Below are 18,626 nucleotides of genomic sequence, written 5' to 3' on the forward strand. Positions count from 1 at the left end.
ATTACTATTGTTATAGTTTTGTATTACAATCCAAAAAACTTTTCTATTATTAAGCATATTTATACAACTTTCTTTCTAAATCTTTTAAGTTCTTGTAATTTTACCCTCTCTTTATATTTATGGAAATTATTACCAGACATATTGTAACTACAGATTGGATTGCATTAATCTTTATTTTTTGCTTATCGCTATTAGTGATTTTGCGATTGTTAAATGTTGTGCGCTTTTTTGATTTCTTGACTTTAGTGAGTAGTTCAAAATATATTACACTTCAAAAACACAACAAAAGCAATATGCTATTTAGCGCCCTTTTGGTCTTTATACAAATAGTATCGGCTGCGTTGTTTATTTATATTGCTTATCAAACATTTGATTGGCAAACCGAGACCAAAGGCTTTTTGCTCTTTGTTCAAATTGCGGTGGGTTATATGCTTTTTATTCTTGTTAAATTGCTCATAGAATATATTATCGCTACAATTTTTTCTATAGAAGATTTGATTCAAGAATATGTTTTTCAGAAATTAAGTTATCGCAATTATCTAGGTCTATTTTTATTATTTATTAATTTATTTCTAGTATATACCTTTAGTCCTTCAAGTTTAGTACTATTAATTTTATTTTTTCTACTAGTTTTTTTAAATTGCGTTGCATTGTTTTCAATATATAAGAAGCAGGAAAATGCTATTTATAGCAACTTGTTTTATTTTATTTTATATCTTTGCACACTTGAAATCGCACCCTATTTTATACTGTATAAACTAATTACATTATAAAACAGGAACTTTACAAAAGAATTACATATGAAAGTGAAAACAATTTTGGTTTCTCAACCGGAACCTAAAGTAGAAAATTCACCATACCATGAGCTTGTAGAAAAGCAACGGGTAAAAATTGATTTTGTACCGTTTATTCATGTAGAGGGCGTTGACGCAAAAGAGGTTAGACTTCAAAAAATTGATCTTTCCCAATATACGGCCATCATCCTTACAAGTCGTAATGCTGTAGACCATTTCTTTAGAATTGCAGAAGAAATGCGCTATAAGATTCCGGATACATTAAAATATTTCTGCCAAAGTGAAGCTGTAGCTTATTATTTACAGAAGTATGTTGTATACAGAAAACGAAAGATCTATGTAGGAAAACGTACATTCCCTGAGTTATCGCCTCTAATCAAGAAGTATAAAAACGAGAAGTTTTTATTACCGTCATCAGATCAGTTAAAGCCATTAATTCCTAATACTTTAGATGACCTTAAAGTACAATGGAAACAAGCTACTTTCTACAAAACCGTAGTGAGTGATCTTTCTGATTTGAGAAATGTATTTTATGATGTATTAGTATTCTTTAGTCCATCAGGTATTAAGTCTTTATTTGAGAATTTCCCTGATTTTAAACAAAATAATACGCGTATAGCTGTTTTTGGAAACTCTACAATTAAAGCCGCAGAAGAGCATGGTTTGGTTTGCAACATTCAAGCACCAACTCCAGAGACTCCTTCTATGACAATGGCTCTTAAAAAATATATTGAAAAAGTAAATAAGTAATTCTTATTTACTTTTTCAACAAAATAAAATAGGCTCGATATATAATCGAGCCTATTTTATTTATTACAATCAAGGATTATTATCCTTCAAATTGTTCATAGTTTTTCTTAAACGAAGCTACTAATCCTTCTGCTTTTTTATCATAAGCTTCTTTGTCTGCCCATGTTTCTCTAGCATCTAATACTTCAGATGGTACATTAGGACAAGTTTTAGGTACTTTTAATCCGAAAATCTCATTAGTACCGTATTCTACATTATCCAAATCTCCATTTAAAGCTGCATTAATCATCGCTCTAGTATATTTAAGCTTCATACGACTACCCACTCCATAAGGACCTCCAGTCCATCCAGTGTTAACCAACCATACTTTTGCTCCAGTCTTTCTTATCTTATCCTTAAGCATATTTCCATATTCTTTTGGATGTAATGGCATAAATGGTGCTCCAAAACATGCAGAGAAACTCGGTAATGGTTCATTTACTCCTGCTTCTGTACCGGCAACTTTTGCTGTATATCCACTTATAAAATGATATGAAGCCTGCTCTTCTGTCAATCTTGAGATTGGAGGTAATACACCAAAAGCATCTGCTGTTAAGAAAAAGATATTATCTACTGTAGTTCCTTTACTAGGCTGCTTAATATTTTCTATATGATAAATAGGATAACTAACACGTGTATTCTGTGTTATAGAAGTATCGTGGTAGTCCACTTTTCCTTTTTCATCAATAATCACATTTTCTAGTAAAGCTCCTGATTTAATCGCATTATAAATCTCTGGTTCTTTCTCTGCAGATAAGTCAATTACTTTTGCATAACATCCTCCTTCAAAGTTAAACACAGTGTTCTCCTCTGTCCAAGCATGCTCATCATCTCCAATAAGTTTTCTATTAGGATCTGTCGATAATGTAGTCTTTCCTGTTCCAGATAGTCCAAAGAATAATGCTGTATTCCCATTTTGCCCTTCATTTGCAGAACAGTGCATCGGTAAACAATTACGCTCTACAGGTAGAATAAAGTTTAACGCAGAAAAAATACCTTTTTTGATTTCTCCTGTATATCCTGTTCCTCCTATTAAAGCTATCTTTTTAGAAAAGTTTAAGATTGCAAAGTTATGTTGACGTGTTTTATCTTCGGCTGCATTTGCCATAAACCCAGGTGCATTTACAATCAACCAGTCTGGGCTAAAGTTTGCTAATTCTGAAGCTTCTGGCCTCAAGAACATATTGTATGCAAACATATTTGACCAAGGATACTCATTAATCACTCTAATATTTAAGCGATAATTCTCATCTGCACATGCATAACTATCTCTTACATATAATTCTTTGTCTGATAAGTATGCTGTTACTTTATCATAAAGTGCATCAAACGCCTCTTCTTCAAAAGGTATATTGATATCTCCCCACCATATTTTATCTTTGGTGATCTCATCCTTTACAATAAATCGATCCATTGGGGAACGCCCTGTAAATTCTCCTGTACGAACCGCTAATGTCCCTGAATCTGTAAGCTGCCCTTGGTTTTTTTTCAATACTTCTTCCTGAAGCGCCTCAGGAGACATTTGATAACGCATCTTTGCGTTTTGAATGCCATAGTCTGTCAACGAAAACGTTTTCGTTTCTGGATACAATGATTCCATAGATATAGTGTTGTGTTTATTCTATACCCACAAAACTATAAATTATTAGCACACCAACCATCAAAAAACTTATTTAATCTTCATAAAAGAAATTATCATGAAAATCCAACCTATAATTAATAGTAATCCTCCTATAGGTGTTATAAAACCTATACTTGATAAGTCTATTCCAAAAATTTGATCCGTTACTAGTAGATATATAGAACCTGAAAAAAGTAGGATTCCTGACAAAAAGAAATAATATATCTTCTTTTTTAAATCTGGATCAATCATGTTCATCATACCCAACATTACTATAACGATTGCGTGATACATTTGATACCTTACTCCTGTAACAAAAGAAGTTATACTATCTGTATCTACAAATTTTTCTAATCCGTGTGCTCCATATGCTCCTAGAATAACAGCAAACAATCCTGCTATTGCTCCTGTAATTAATATTTTTCTATCCATTATTTTTAATTTTTATAGAAGGAGATTCTCAATATATTCCTAAATTGGTCGCAAATTTACCAAAAAATACAACAGATGCGAAAGATATTAGTCATCGGAGCAGGTAAGTCTACCGCTGTTTTAATTCGATATTTTCAAAATAAATCTATCTCAGAAAATCTACATATAACTATAGGTGATGTTTCTTATGAGAATGCAAAAAAATTGCAAGCAGATCACCTTAATACTAAAGCTATTGCCTTAGATGTTTTTGATCAAAATTCTCGTGAAAGTGCAATTCAAGATGCAGATATAGTTGTCTCTATGCTTCCTGCTAGGTTTCATATTAATGTAGCTAAAGATTGTTTAAAGTTTAACAAATCTATGGTTACCGCTTCTTATGTTAGTAAAGAAATGCAAGCACTGGATGAAGAAGCTAAAGCTAAAGGATTAACATTTATGAATGAAATAGGTGTCGATCCTGGGATTGATCATATGAGTGCAATGCAAGTTATTGACCGTATTAAAGAACAAGGAGGAAAAATGTTACTTTTTGAATCTTTTACTGGTGGTCTTGTTGCTCCAGAAAGTGATACTAACTTATGGAACTATAAATTTACTTGGAATCCTAGAAATGTAGTTGTTGCTGGACAAGGTAGTGCTGCAAAATTCTTGCAAGAAGGAACCTATAAATACATTCCTTATAATAAGCTTTTCAGAAGAACTGAGTTTCTTGAGGTTGATGGTTATGGACGTTTTGAAGCTTATGCTAACCGTGATTCTTTGAAATATCAAAACATTTATGGTCTCGAAGATGTACTTACACTTTATCGTGGTACTATACGTAGAATAGGTTTCTCTAGAGCTTGGAATACTTTTGTTCAATTAGGAATGACTGATGATGATTACACTATTGATAACTCTGAACATATGAGTTATCGTGATTTTGTAAATTCTTTTTTACCATACTCCCCTACCGATTCTGTTGAGCTAAAACTACGCCATGCATTAAGAATAGATCAAGATGATATTATGTGGGATAAGCTTCTAGAACTCGATTTATTTAATTCAAATAAAAAGATTGGGATTCCTAATGCAACTCCTGCTCAGGCTTTACAAAAGATATTGGTAGAAAAATGGTCTCTTGCTCCAGAGGATAAAGATATGATTGTAATGTATCATAAATTTGGATACGAAATCAATGGAGAGAAAAAGCAAATTGATGCCACTATGGTTAGTATAGGTGAAGATCAAACTTATACTTCTATGGCAAAAACAGTTGGTCTTCCTGTAGCTATGGCTACTTTAAAAATTCTTAATGGAGATATTAATGCTCCTGGAGTACAAATACCTATTACAAAAAATATCTACGAACCTATTCTTAAAGAATTAGAAGAGTATGATATTATTTTTAAAGAAAAAGAATGTGAATATTTAGGATATAATCCAGAAGGTGTTAAAGGATAATATTTGATTATTAATAACATTATATTGATAACGGTTTGAAATTACTATTGTATTTTTGATTTCAAACCGTTACTTTTTTTAAGCTTATCTCTTATGAAAAATGCCAATTCAGATTTAAAAATAGATGGTATTGATAAAGAAATATTACGTAATCTTATGGATAATGCTAGAAAACCTATTCTTGAAATCGCAAGGAAAATAGGAATTTCTGGAGCTGCCATTCATCAGCGTTTACGTAAACTTGAAGCTTCTGGGCTTATTTCTGGTTCAAAATTTATTATAAACCCCAAAATATTAGGCTATAAAACCATGGCTTTTGTTGGTGTTTATCTAGATAAAGCGGTAAGCAACCCTTTAGCTGTAAAGCAATTAAAAGACATTCCAGAGGTTATTGAATGTCATTATACTACAGGTAATTGGTCTATTTTTATCAAAATTCTATGTCGTGACAACGAACATCTAATGCATGTTTTAAATAAGAATATTCAGGCTATAGAAGGTGTTTCTCGTACAGAGACTTTTATCTCATTAGATCAACAAATCGACCGTCAAATCCAACTTTAGATTTCAATTGATTTTGTTATACTATTATAAAAATACTTGCTGTGTTCCATTTCCTATGGGTACTCTATATACTTCACATTCACTACCATAAATCATTTTATACGCTGTAGTTATTTCTTTTACTATACGTGCTACGTGATTTTTATGAATTAAATTAATAGTACAACCACCAAAACCTCCGCCCATCATACGCGCTCCTAAAATTTCTGGATATGTTTTTGCTTTATCTATTAAAGTATCTAATTCTGGACAACTCACTTGATATTGTTCTTTCAATCCTTGATGAGATGCATACATCAATTTTCCGAAAGTAATCATATCATCATTATCTAATGCCTGAGTAGCACTGAGTACTCGTTCATTTTCTTCTAATACATATACTGCTTTTTCATAATCAGCTGTAGTAATTTCTGAAATTAAAGTTGCTAATTCTTTTTTACTTACTTCTCGCAGTGATGTTTTTCCTAAACGATTTGCAATAGCTTCGCAAGTCGCTCTACGGTCATTATAGGCAGAATCTGCTAGACTATGTTTTACATTTGTATTGATTAATAGTAACTCATAATCTTTAAAAGCTATAGGATATATTTTTGCTTCTAGAGTTTTACAATCCAGTAGAATCGCTGTATCTTCTTTTCCAAACATACTAGCGTATTGATCCATAATACCACATTGAACTCCTACGTAATGATGCTCTGCTTTTTGCGAAATTTGAATCATCTCTTCTTTGGATAAACCTAATTCAAATAATTCATTGCACAAGGCTACTATACCATTCTCCAAAGCTGCAGAAGAAGACAACCCTGCTCCTAAAGGAATATTTCCTCCAAACGCAATATCTATTCCTCCTATCTTACAATCTATCTTTTGTAATTCTCCTAAAACACCTATGATATAGTTACTCCAATGTCCCTGTATTAATTCTTTGTCTTGATTGATCTCAAAGGTAACTTTTTCGTTTAGGTCAATTGCTATACAGTTACATACGGTAGTACCATTCTTTTGCCCTGCTACTACTGTTATTTTATCTATCGCTGCCGGTAATACAAACCCATTGTTATAATCGGTATGTTCTCCTATCAAATTAATACGTCCTGGCGATGCTATTAATACAGGTTCTTTTTTATACGCATCTACAAAATGCTCTTTTATTGTATGTAAAAGCTGTTTATCCATAATTGACGGCTATTTACCTTTATGATTCCATATGCAAACGCATCGTGGTAATATGTTTTTCAAAACCAGCTTTCTCATATGCTTTTATTGCAGATTCATTTTGATCATATACATCCAATCTAATTTCATGTATATCTCGTGCTTTACACCAATCGCATAAAACATTAATAATAAGCTTATTTATACCTTTTCCTCTATGAGCATCTTTAACAAACATAAAACCTAAAAAGCCATAGGTTTTATGTTTTAAAAAAGGTTTAGCTTCGAGTATTTTTACATAGCCCGAAGCTATAATTTCTTCTTTATATGTTACTACATAAACTTCGCTTGTTTCTTCTTCTACAAGTTCTAACAAATCATAATAACTGATCTTCTCTTCTTTTAATGTAGTATCAAAAGGGCGTTCTGCTTCAACAATTCCCTGTTCAAATGCTAATAAAACAGGTAGATCTTCTGGTGTGGCTTTTCTTGTAGTATACATATCTTTTTATCTTATGCAAAATAGATATAAATTCCGATTACAATAACACAAATTCCGATACCTACCACGTTTAGATATTTCCATGGTGTGATATCAACTTGCTCTGTATATTTTTGTACATAAGCTTCTTTCCTTGGTTGTAGCTTTCCTATCAACAACATGATCAACACATTTAATACAAATAGGATTGCCATAACATGTAAAAAGTGAGGGTATTCTCCTCCATTTTCTTTCACCATTGGTGCTAATACAAATTGACTTATACTATACAATACTACTCCAGAAATGATTCCGATTTTTGCAGCAATTGCAGGTACATATTTTGTTAAGTATCCTACTACTATGATCGTTAAAATAGGAATACTATAACATCCATTTACCTCTTGTAGATATCCAAATAATCCATCTGGTGCATTAGCAATTAATGGTGCGATACACATAGATAATATCGCTAATATGATTCCAAATGTCTTTCCTGCTTTTACAACTTCTTTTTCTGACGCTTCTTGGTTGATATACGATTGATAAATATCTATCCCAAATAAGGTTACTGAGCTATTTAAAGCTGAGTTAAACGAACTCAAAATTGCTCCAAATAATACTGCTGCAAAAAAGCCTACTAATCCTAATGGTAATACTCTGGTTACTAAAGTAGGATATGCTTGATCTGGATTTTCTAATGTATCTCCAAACATATGAAATGCAATTACCCCTGGTAATACTACAATTAGTGGTCCTAAAATCTTTATAAAAGAAGCTAATAATAATCCTTTTTGACCTTCTTGTAAATTCTTTGCTCCTAGTGCACGTTGAATAATTGCCTGATTCGTTCCCCAATAAAACAATTGTACTAGCATCATTCCTGTAAATATCGTAGAAAATGGTACTGATGCTGCTTTATCTCCCAGAGACTTAAATTTATCTGGATTGGTTTGCATCAATGTTGTTAATCCATCTCCTATACTACCATCTCCTATCGCCATCAATCCAAAAATAGGAATCAACAATCCTCCTATCAATAACCCTACAGCATTGATAGTATCTGATACTGCTACAGCTTTTAATCCTCCAAATACGGCATAAATAGAACCTATAATTCCTATTCCCCATACTGTAATCCATAATGCACTTGTTTCTGAAACGCCTAATAAAGTAGGTACATCAAACATGGTATTAATTGCCAATGCCCCAGAATATAGTACTATAGGTAATAATACGACTACATATCCTGTTAAAAACAATCCCGACGTTATTGTTTTTGTCATTTTATCATATCTACGTTCTAAGAATTGTGGTACAGTAGTCAATCCTCCTTTAAGGTATCGTGGTAATAAAAATACGGCGGTAACTACCATGGCTATAGCAGCTAGAGTTTCCCATGCCATTACCAATATTCCTTCTTTAAATGCCGCTCCGTTAAGTCCTACTATTTGCTCTGTCGATAAATTGGTTAATAATAAAGACCCTGCAATTACTACTCCGGTTAAACTTCTTCCTCCAAGAAAATATCCATCTGAAGAGGATTCATTGGTTGTCCTACTGGCTATGTAAGAAATAATTGCGACTACTAATGTGAAGCCTAAAAATGATACAAATTGCATAAGTTAATTTAAAGTTTAGTTGGTTTAATTCTAAAAGTATAATTATACGTTTTTGGTTTTATCGTATATTCTTCATGCACTAATCTTCCCCAAGAAGTATCTCCTCCTACTCCCATTTGCTGTAAATCTATATTCCACTGCACTGTATCTCCTATCGTTATATCTGCATCATGTTTTTTGGTTACTGGTACTAAACCTGAAGCTGATGCGCTTCCGTCTTTACCTGATATAAAATCCAAAACTTCCATTTTAAATGGCCATACACTCGCGTTTATTAATTGATTAGCTGTTACTGTTAACATCAAATCTCCTTTAACTTTCATCCAGCGTACATCTGTCTTATTCCCTGTTTCTTGTGGTCTAGAATAACGATGAAACTGATCTGCCACAGCTCCTTCATACACTCCTATCTTGGTACCTGTTTTTCGATCCCAATAACTTTCTTGAGGTCCTTTTCCGTACCAATATACACTTTTGTAGGTTTCTGGTAATGTTAAATACATTCCGATTCTAGGTATATTAGGGATTTCTTTTGCTATTGGATTCAACTTATAATTAACTTCCAAAACCCCATTAGCTGTAAGTGTATAATCTACAACAACTTCTGCTATTTTATCTAAGGCATACGCTACACTAAAACGAACTCCTATTCCTCTTTTTTCTGGTTTATGTATTAGCCTTGCTGTATGAGTATACGTAACATCTTGCCAAATTTTCGCCCATTTATCCATTCCATTACCCAAATCATTATCTGTAGGTGGTCTCCAAAAATTAGGTCGAATAGGCTGATTTGTAATGGTTTTATTAAAATGTTTCCACGAAAGGATTTCTCCATTATTATCGCTTATTACAAAAGCCACATCTTTATTATAAATTTTTATACTATCGCCTATGGTTTTTATCTTTAAATCATTTGGCACCAATCTAGTATCATCAATCTTCTGTGCTTTCTGAATAACAAATTGTTCCCATGCTATTTCATGCCCTTTTTTAAGTATTCCTGAAACTTCCTTCTGTTGAAGAGTTACTTCCAAAATATACTCTGCATCACTTCTTAATTCTTGTAGTTCTTTGGTTAAAACTACTGTTTCCGAACTTTGAGGTTGGGCATTAAACTGTTCAATTTCACCTTTTCTTACTACTGCTCCATCTTCAAGAAGTTTCCACGAAAGCTCTTGATTTGAAAAATCTGTAAAGAAATGTTTATTGATAATCTTTACTATTCCGTTTCCTTCATAAGTAAATTTTGCTGGTTGATATACTTTCTTCACCTCAGATAAATGTGGATGAGGTTTACGATAAGGGTCTACCAATCCATTATTTAAGAAATTTCCATCGGTAGGTAGGTCTGGATGATAATCATGTCCATAAGCTAAATATGGTTTTCCGTTTTCATCTTTGTATTCTAAACTTTGATCTACCCAATCCCAAATAAATCCTCCTTGAAGATTAGGATATTGCTCTATAATATCCCAATAATCCTGTAAATTCCCTACAGAATTCCCCATCGCATGACAATATTCAATCATAATCGATGGTTTATCAGATCCTGAAGTTGCATGCTTAATTAGATATTCTGGTTTAGGGTACATAGGACAATACAAGTCTGTATAGGCTTCTTTACCTGCGGGTTCGTACTGTACTATCCTGTTATCATCTTGCTTTTTCAACCATGCATACGTTGTTTTGAATATTTCACCTTCTCCAGCTTCGTTTCCTAATGACCAACTGTATATTGATGGATGATTACGATCTCTATAATACATACGCTCTGTACGCATCATATGTGCTGGTAACCACGACATCTCATTTCCTATTTGTGTTTTCTCGTCTATAGCCAATGGATGACTTTCTATATTAGCTTCGTCTACAACATATAATCCATATCGATCACATAAATCTAACCAATACGGATCATTAGGGTAATGCGAACTACGTACAGCATTAATATTATGCTCTTTCATCAATTGGATATCTTTTTCCATTGATGCATGAGATACTACATGTCCTGTAAATGGATCTGTTTCATGACGATCTACGCCTCGTATATAAATGGCTTTACCATTAATTAAAACTTGACTGTTTTTTATTTCTACACGTTTAAAGCCTAATGGTCGTTCTACAAATTCGCTATTAAGAAGTTCTTCTTCATCCTCTAATTCTATAGCTACTGTATATAAATAGGGAGTTTCTGCACTCCAAGCTTTTACATTAGCTATAGTTGTTTTAAATGAAACAGCTTGAGTCGTTTCTTTACTCACCTCAACCTCTTCAATTTGATCATAAAGTACTTGTTCTTGATCTTTTATCTTTAATCTTATTTTTCTTTTTATATTTCCTTTTCCTTCGTTTTTTATCCATACAGTTCCGTTAAAAATACCTTGAGTATAAGTATCATCTAATGTTGTTTTGGTTTCATAATCGGCTATATGTCCCTTGGGCCTTGTGTATAAGAACACGTCTCTTTCTATACCACTCATACGCAACATGTCCTGACTTTCTAGATAACTAGCATCACTCCATCTATACATTTGTAGCGCAATCAAGTTTTCTCCTTCTGTAACATAAGGTGTAATATTAAATTCGGCTGGTGTTTTACTTCCTTGTGAATATCCAACATATTTACCATTAATGTATACATACATAGCCGATTTTGCGCCTGCAAACTTGAGGATTACCTCTTCATTTAAAAACTCATCATTTAATACTACTATTTTTCTATATGTTCCTACGGGATTATATTCTTTGGGAGCATTAGGCCATTGTGTAGTAAAAGGGTAACGTTCATCTAGATATATTGGTTTACCATATCCTTCTACTTCCCAATTTGCAGGTACTGCTATAGTATTCCATTGTGTATCATCATAACTTTTATGATGAAATGTAGTAGGTCTATCTTTTGGATTTTTAACCCAATTAAATTTCCATCCTCCATTTAAGTTTATAAACCTTCGTGAGTCGGCTCTTTTTTTTATGCTATCTGATTCTGTTGCAAAAAAAGTTGCTCTTGGTGGCAGTTTATGTTCTTCAAAAATCTTATGATTTTCATGATTAACTTGTTCTGCTATTGGTGTCAACTCTTGGGGTGAGCAACTCCATAGCATAACAAATACCCCTAAAATGAAAAATATTGGTCTCACAAGCTTTGGTTTTAAGTATTAGTAGTTTATCATGATTGTGTTGTCGCCTTAAAAACTATGTTCCTTTTCTATTCTGGTATTTTCAATAGTTATAAATACTGATACTATTTTATCATCACTATAGCCTTTAATTCTTCCAAAATAGTAAAAACAAATAAGACTTGTATTTCTTTTCAAAGGAAAAAGTAGTTCTTTTATAGCTTTTTTTTGCTTCACGGATAAACTTATACTTTTTGACGGTTATATCAATACTATATACTCCTAGTCAGATTTTTAAACTTTAGTTAATCTTACTTTAATAGGTTTTAACTATTTTAAATTGATATTAAATTATTCTTTTATTGTTGTTATACCATTTCTTATTTGAAAATACGGAATAGAAAAATTGAAGATTTTTGAGGTTTTACAAAAAAGAAAATAAAAGCATAGCACCTGTACTGAGCAAAGTCGAAGTAATAGCTACTGTGGTATTTTATTTTGAAGTAAAATGCGTAAAGAACAATTTTAATGCGGTAATTTCAATTGAGTAATGGTATTAATCTTAAAAAATCAAATCCATGAAAAAACCATTATTAATGGGATACCTAGAAAGCTGGGCTCCCAATACGCTTACTTTTACAGAAGCTGCTCAAAAAGGATATACAGGAATTGCAATGGCTTTTGGTACTATCACTGGTACTGATATTGGTATTTATGATAATACATTTAATCCTTCACCGACTATTGAATTATTAAAAGAAGATTTAGCCAAAGCTAAACAAGCTGGAGCTCAAGAACTTTTGTTTTCTGTTGGTGGTGGTGAAAACAATACCTATAATCCCCATAATGCAACTCCAGAAGCACTTGCCGAAGCACTAGTTACTTATTGCAAAGATTTAGGGTTTACTGGTGTTGATTTTGATATTGAAATTGAAACTGATGGGGATTATTTAAATGCGCTTTGTGCTGCTATCAAAGCTATCGATTCTTCTTTTACACTTACTGCTGCTCCTCAAATCAATCAAGGACCTCATGAATCTGATCTAATCTTGGTTTCTACAGGAAATTATCAAATTTATAATCAAGCTATACAAAATAACTATTTTGATTATTTATTTGTGCAAGCTTATAATAATCCTTGGCCTAGATTACAGTCATATACAGAAAAAGATGTTGCTTTTATCGCTGTAGCTTTCGACAATCTAAAAAAAAGTATTCCTAGCCAAACTTTATTTGCCATAGGTGAACCTGCTAGTAAAATTGCTGCTGGTGACTATAGTATTTATCATGGTGATGATGCTAATAAAGATATCTATCAACTTATGCAAGATCAATATCGTTCTATAATGAATGATCCTCAATATGGTGGTGCTATGACTTGGTCTATACATCTAGATGAAAGAAACGGCTTTAAGTTTTTAAATGCTATGCAGTCTGTTATTACTAATACAACAGTTTCTTCTGTTTCTTAAAAGCAAAAGGAGTAAACTTGCATTGGTTTACTCCTCTTTTTATCTTAACTACATATATCTAATATAGGTTTTTTCTTTTTGGTCATTGCTTTCATCAAATCTTCGTTAAAGATCTTTGTTAATCGAGTGATCAGTTCTTGAGCATTTTCTAGATTAAAAACTATTGGTGGTTTTATTTTTAATACGTTATGATCTGGTCCATCTGTACTCATCAAGATACCGTGATCTTTCATACGGTTTGCTAGATAGTCTGCTGCTTCGGCTAAAGGAGTTAAGGTTTCGTCTACCAATTCAATTCCTAAAAACAGTCCTTCTCCTCTTACGTCTCCTATGATTGGATATTCTTGTGCCAACTTTTGTAAAGCGTCTTTCAGATACGTTCCAACTGCTTCTGCATTATCTTTAAGTTTTTCCTTTTTGACTGTTTGTAATACTGCTGTTCCTATAGCACAGGATACAGGGTTACCTCCAAAAGTATTAAAGTATTCCATTCCGTTTGCAAACTTATCTGCCACTTCTTGTGTACATGCTACTGCTGCTAATGGATGTCCATTACCCAACGGTTTTCCTATAGTGACAATATCTGGAATTACATCGTGTAACTGGAATCCCCACCAAGTTTTCCCTACGCGTCCACAGCCTACCTGTACCTCATCAGATATACATAAACCGCCAGCTGCTCTTGTATGTTGATATGCTTCTTTTAAAAATCCTTTGGGCAACTCTATTTGTCCTCCACAACTAATTATAGGTTCTACAATTAAAGCTCCTACATTACGCCCTTTTACTTGAATATTTTTGATGCATGTTGCAACTTCATTAGCATATAAACTTCCTGTATTTTCTCCTCTATACTTACCTCTAAAAGCATCTGGTAGGGGAAAAATATGAGTATGTTCTGGAGCTCCTTGCCCTCCTTTTCCATCAAACTTATACGAACTAATATCTATACACATATTAGCATTACCATGATATCCAACTTCTGATGCTATAATATCTCGTTGCCCTGTAGCTGCTTTTACCATACGAATAGCTAATTCATTTGCCTCACTACCTGAATTTACAAAGTGTAATACATTCAATTCTGGAGGTAAGGTTTCTATCAATTCTTTTGCCAGAGCATTGATATTCTCGTGTAAGTATCTAGAATTGGTATTGAGTAAAGACATTTGTTGTTGTCCTGCTTTTACTACTTCTGGATGTTCATGGCCTACATGTGCTACATTGTTAACGGTATCTAAGTATTTTCTTCCATATTGATCCATTAAGTAAGCGCCTTCTCCTCGTACCATCTTAATCGGAATCTTATATTGTAGGCTTAGGCTTTTTCCTAAATGTTGTTTACGATAATTAATTAATGCTTCATTGGTACTTCTTTCTACTGCTTCTAATCCTTTTGTTTTAAATACTAGATTCGCATTAGGACAAATGCTTTGCCATATTTCTTGTGTTTTTGGGGTAGCTACCCCAGGAAAGTCTATTGTATTTCCTAGCATATCTAACATTATCTGAAAATGTAGGTGTGGATTCCATCCAACGTTTTCTTCAGGTTTACCGATATATCCTATCAATTCTCCCTGAGTTATCTGCTGTCCTACTTTAACTGTTGTTAAACTTTCTATAGATAGATGACCGTATAACGAATAAAATGTATCTGTTTCATACTGATGTTCTAGTATAATTGTAGGTCCATAGTCTTTGTGTTGTTTATTGTTATGTACCGCAATAACAGTTCCTGATAAAGGGGCATGCACAGGTACTCCTGCTGGCACCCAAAAATCTGTTCCTAAATGTATTGTCCTGTATTCATAACCGCTATTGCCTTCAATTTTATACGCATCTGTTGTATAAAATGGTCTAGCTTCTAAGTATCCTCCTGCTAATATGGCTTCTGGATATTGTTGCTGTAAACGGTCAATTTTAAATTGTGTTAGTACTACATCTTCATATTCGGCAGCATTTCCTAACCATGTACTCTCCATACTAAAATCTATAGTATGTACTCTTTCTTTTTTTAATGTAGGAAAAAGTGTTGCTAAACTTACCTGCTGTGTCTCTACCCATTTTTCAAAGTTTTTTTGCTTTGGATGAGGTGTATATCCACAAGTATGTCTAAAAGCATAAGTGGCATAATTACTATTAATTTGTATCCATTTCTTAAGTACTGCCCATGCTGGTTTTTCGCTTATTAATAGATAGGTATTGTCTGGTTCTTTTATTTTATTAATCGCCGATTTTGTTACTGATATTACTAATCGTATTGCTATAGCAGTATATAAATGTGATAATTCTTCTTCTTGTAAAGCAAAATGTTTGTGATATCCTTCTACAATTGGTAGAGCTGCTTCTAATGGATCTGGATGTCCCATAATTGTATAGGCACAACTTATTGCTACATCATTAATAATTTGTGTATAAATAGCATCTCCATAATCTATAGCCGCTTTTACAGTAGGTTTCACCAATGCTTCTGTAACTATGACATTATTATCATTAGCATCGTTATGCACTATTGCTTTTCTCAATTGCTCGTACGTTTCCTTTTGCTTTTCAAACTGAGCATAAAACGTTTTGATAATCGTTAGTTCTTCTCCTGTAAAAAGATGTTGATATTCTTTTGTCCATTGTGCTTGTGCGATATCCCATTCAAACGTTCGATGTGCTTGTGGATGATCAAAACCTTGTAATGCATTTGTAAGATTTCCACAAGCGGTTCCTAAACTATATCGCAATGCATCTAATTGAGGATTAACACTACTCCACACTCGGCCAGAAATCCAACTTAACAATCTTACTTTTCGTTCTTGTCCATAAGTATCTATGATTTCTGAAATTGTATTTCCTTGACGATCTTTTATTACTTTGGGCGCTACTAGCTCTGGTTGTTTTACAGCTACATATTCTAATAATTGCTGTTGAAAATCCAGATATGCAATATCCTCGTCTGGTCTACTAATTTTTAATACATATTCTTCTCCTGAAATCGCTTTAATTCTAAAATTAAAATCAACCTCTCCAGGTAAGGCTTTTGCTGTACCTTGAATAGCAAAATTATTTAATACTATTTCTTCTGCTTGCTGTAGTGTTATTTTTAGTGTTTCGTAGTTCATTGCTTATTCTGCTTCTTCTAGTAATAACATAATAATATGTGCTGCACTCCAACTAAAATTATGTGCATTTAATCCTTCTCCTGTTAATGGATGGTAATTTTCGCGTATCGCTTTTCCTTTTTCTAATATTCCTTGTGCGCCACTTAATATAGCTATTGTTGCTCGATTAGCATCCTCATGATAATTATAATTACGTAATGCTTTTACTCCAAAATAAGCTTGATCTAACCAGTTTGGCCCTCGCCAATACCCTTTTAATGGATTAAATTTTTCATGATCTGCTGTCATGGTTTGAAACGGTACTCTAGTATAAAACTTACTAGTGTCCATCATTTTTATACGCACAGCCTTTGCTTGTTCTGTTGTCGCTACTTTTGCCCATAATGCTGTCCAACCTTCGCTTCCTTCTCCTTTTATAAATTGTTTTCCTGATAAATTGGTATCATAAAACCATCCATCTTTAGGATCGTAAAACTGCTGTTGTATTTTCTCTTTTAATATTATCGCCTCCTTTTGATATGCTGTGGTATCTTTATTTTGTATGATATTGGCTAATTGTGCTAAGTATTTTTTTTCTGCATATAAATAGGCATTAAGATCAACACTTTCTTGATCAAGAGAATATGCTCCTTCTTCATTTTTAAGAATTTTGGACTGATCAAATCTAATTGCATTATCCATTCCGCTTTCCCATTTGGCTGCAATTAAACTTCCATCTGTTGATCCATATTCACATAATCCATCTTTATCATGATCTCTTTTATTATACCACCAATAATGGTATTTTTTAAGTTTAGGATACATTTCTTCTACAAATTGTTTATCACCATCTGCTTGAAAGATCTTATGTACCGCCCATGCAGATAAAGGTGGTTTTGTATCTCTATAGTTATGTTTTTCTATAGTGGTATCTCTATATACCACATCTGCTACAAATCCATCTTCATCTTGAAATTCAAACATTAATCGCATTTGTTTCTTTGCTAATTCTGAATCATATTTTGCCACTCCTACAGCTTGTTTCCATGTATCCCAAGACCAGAAACCATGAAACCATTTGTAATGATAACTCGGAAACATTCCTTCGTGTTTAATTTCTCCTGCTGGAATTCTCCAGTTATTTTGTAATGTCAAGATAGTTTTTGCTAATACCTCATCATATACTTTATCAGTAAATGTTTTTCGCTTTTGAGCTATTAACTTTTGTATCTCTCCATTTTTTTCTTCTTTTCTTTTTCTTAATACGCCTTCAAAAGTTGCTTGTTCTATATTTGATTGCTCTTTTTTCCAATCGTATTCTGGAAAAATAAAGGTTTGACTCAGTACTATTTTCTTGACTTCTTTCGGTTTTAATGTAATCGTTTCTTTTGTAGTGATATATCCATCTTCTCCTAATATTACTTGAGTTCCTTTTTCAAATTGAAGATACCCACTTGCTGTCGATTTTTCTGATTGAATATTTACTATATTTTCTTTTGCCTCATATTTAAGTGTTTTTGCCAAAAGACTTCCTTTCCATTCTGCTTCTAGTTCTAGTGTTTTTTCTCCCGTATTTACAATTTCGGTTTGCATTAATGCTGTATGTCCTGATATAAATACGAGTTGTTGTTTTACTTTATAATCGTCTTGTACATATACTTGCTCCAGATGACTAGTATAACTTTTATTTTGCTTAGGTTTCCATTCTTGTAATACTCCTGCTTTATATAACTGTAATCTTGCAAGTGCTATACTACTCCATATACCGTTTTCTTGTGTCATCAAAAATGGTCCAGAAAAGCCTCCATAACTAGCGATACTATCGGGTATACTATAGGCAAACCATGCTCCTTGATCAGAGAACATAAGCATGTTCTTATCTTTTGCATGTCTAGGTGTACCTTTATAGTTTAGAATATTCTCACTTAGTTTTAAATATTCTTGAGTCGTTTCTTTTTGAACTAGCTGAGGTTTTGCTTTTTGTTCTTTTTGACAACTTATAAGTAGTAAAAACAGTAATATGATTCCTATTCTATGCATGT

The 18,626-nt window shown here is 32.9% G+C and carries 13 protein-coding genes; 5 read left to right on the plus strand and 8 right to left on the minus strand.

The window, feature by feature from the left end; all coding sequences use genetic code 11:
* Nucleotides 1-119 precede the first annotated feature (119 nt).
* Nucleotides 120-773: a DUF4271 domain-containing protein gene (locus ACYEKI_RS12200; protein WP_459211473.1), complete on the plus strand. Its 654-nt coding sequence runs from the start codon at nucleotides 120-122 to the stop codon at nucleotides 771-773.
* A gap of 27 nt (nucleotides 774-800) precedes the next feature.
* Nucleotides 801-1,544 (plus strand): uroporphyrinogen-III synthase, encoded by a 744-nt coding sequence (locus ACYEKI_RS12205; RefSeq protein ID WP_459211474.1) that lies wholly within the window; start codon nucleotides 801-803, stop codon nucleotides 1,542-1,544.
* 79 nt (nucleotides 1,545-1,623) lie between these two features.
* Here the strand turns inward: ACYEKI_RS12205 and pckA are convergent, their stop codons facing one another.
* Together pckA and ACYEKI_RS12215 are read right to left on the minus strand one after the other, a co-directional pair.
* On the minus strand, nucleotides 1,624-3,183 hold the full coding sequence (pckA, locus tag ACYEKI_RS12210) for a phosphoenolpyruvate carboxykinase (ATP) (protein WP_459211475.1): 1,560 nt from the start codon (nucleotides 3,181-3,183) through the stop codon (nucleotides 1,624-1,626).
* Nucleotides 3,184-3,252: 69 nt separating this feature from the next.
* Nucleotides 3,253-3,636 carry a DUF423 domain-containing protein gene (locus tag ACYEKI_RS12215; RefSeq protein ID WP_459211476.1) on the minus strand — a complete coding sequence of 128 codons (384 nt, stop codon included), beginning with the start codon at nucleotides 3,634-3,636 and terminating at the stop codon, nucleotides 3,253-3,255.
* A 75-nt stretch (nucleotides 3,637-3,711) separates the two neighbouring features.
* Between ACYEKI_RS12215 and ACYEKI_RS12220 the strand changes: the two genes are divergently transcribed.
* Both ACYEKI_RS12220 and ACYEKI_RS12225 read left to right on the plus strand, forming a co-directional pair.
* On the plus strand, nucleotides 3,712-5,082 hold the full coding sequence (locus ACYEKI_RS12220) for a saccharopine dehydrogenase family protein (protein ID WP_459211477.1): 1,371 nt from the start codon (nucleotides 3,712-3,714) through the stop codon (nucleotides 5,080-5,082).
* A gap of 93 nt (nucleotides 5,083-5,175) precedes the next feature.
* Nucleotides 5,176-5,646 carry an Lrp/AsnC ligand binding domain-containing protein gene (locus ACYEKI_RS12225; protein ID WP_459211478.1) on the plus strand — a complete coding sequence of 157 codons (471 nt, stop codon included), beginning with the start codon at nucleotides 5,176-5,178 and terminating at the stop codon, nucleotides 5,644-5,646.
* A 24-nt stretch (nucleotides 5,647-5,670) separates the two neighbouring features.
* Here the strand turns inward: ACYEKI_RS12225 and galK are convergent, their stop codons facing one another.
* Genes galK through lacZ form a run of 4 tightly spaced genes read right to left on the minus strand, consistent with a single transcriptional unit; the run spans nucleotide 5,671 to nucleotide 12,044 of the window.
* Nucleotides 5,671-6,822: a galactokinase gene (gene galK / locus ACYEKI_RS12230; RefSeq protein WP_459211479.1), complete on the minus strand. Its 1,152-nt coding sequence runs from the start codon at nucleotides 6,820-6,822 to the stop codon at nucleotides 5,671-5,673.
* A gap of 19 nt (nucleotides 6,823-6,841) precedes the next feature.
* Nucleotides 6,842-7,303, minus strand: coding sequence for a GNAT family N-acetyltransferase (locus ACYEKI_RS12235; protein ID WP_459211480.1), 462 nt, complete (start codon nucleotides 7,301-7,303; stop codon nucleotides 6,842-6,844).
* A gap of 11 nt (nucleotides 7,304-7,314) precedes the next feature.
* The gene (locus tag ACYEKI_RS12240; RefSeq protein ID WP_459211481.1) at nucleotides 7,315-8,904 is read right to left on the minus strand and encodes a solute:sodium symporter family transporter; all 1,590 of its coding nucleotides are present in this window, start codon (nucleotides 8,902-8,904) and stop codon (nucleotides 7,315-7,317) included.
* An 8-nt stretch (nucleotides 8,905-8,912) separates the two neighbouring features.
* Nucleotides 8,913-12,044: a beta-galactosidase, LacZ type gene (gene lacZ, locus ACYEKI_RS12245; protein ID WP_459211482.1), complete on the minus strand. Its 3,132-nt coding sequence runs from the start codon at nucleotides 12,042-12,044 to the stop codon at nucleotides 8,913-8,915.
* A gap of 557 nt (nucleotides 12,045-12,601) precedes the next feature.
* Here lacZ and ACYEKI_RS12250 point away from each other — a divergent pair.
* A complete protein-coding gene (locus ACYEKI_RS12250; RefSeq protein WP_459211483.1) occupies nucleotides 12,602-13,495 on the plus strand; it encodes a glycosyl hydrolase family 18 protein in 894 nt (297 codons plus the stop codon).
* A 44-nt stretch (nucleotides 13,496-13,539) separates the two neighbouring features.
* On the opposite strand, the gene ACYEKI_RS12255 is transcribed toward ACYEKI_RS12250, so the two are convergent.
* A complete protein-coding gene (locus tag ACYEKI_RS12255; RefSeq protein WP_459211484.1) occupies nucleotides 13,540-16,605 on the minus strand; it encodes an aminotransferase class III-fold pyridoxal phosphate-dependent enzyme in 3,066 nt (1,021 codons plus the stop codon).
* 3 nt (nucleotides 16,606-16,608) lie between these two features.
* Complete coding sequence (locus ACYEKI_RS12260) at nucleotides 16,609-18,624, minus strand: MGH1-like glycoside hydrolase domain-containing protein (RefSeq protein WP_459211485.1); 2,016 nt, start codon at nucleotides 18,622-18,624, stop codon at nucleotides 16,609-16,611.
* Nucleotides 18,625-18,626: the final 2 nt, after the last annotated feature.

The organism is Aquimarina rhabdastrellae, from assembly GCA_947387485.1.
Taxonomy (GTDB): Bacteria; Bacteroidota; Bacteroidia; order Flavobacteriales; family Flavobacteriaceae; genus Aquimarina.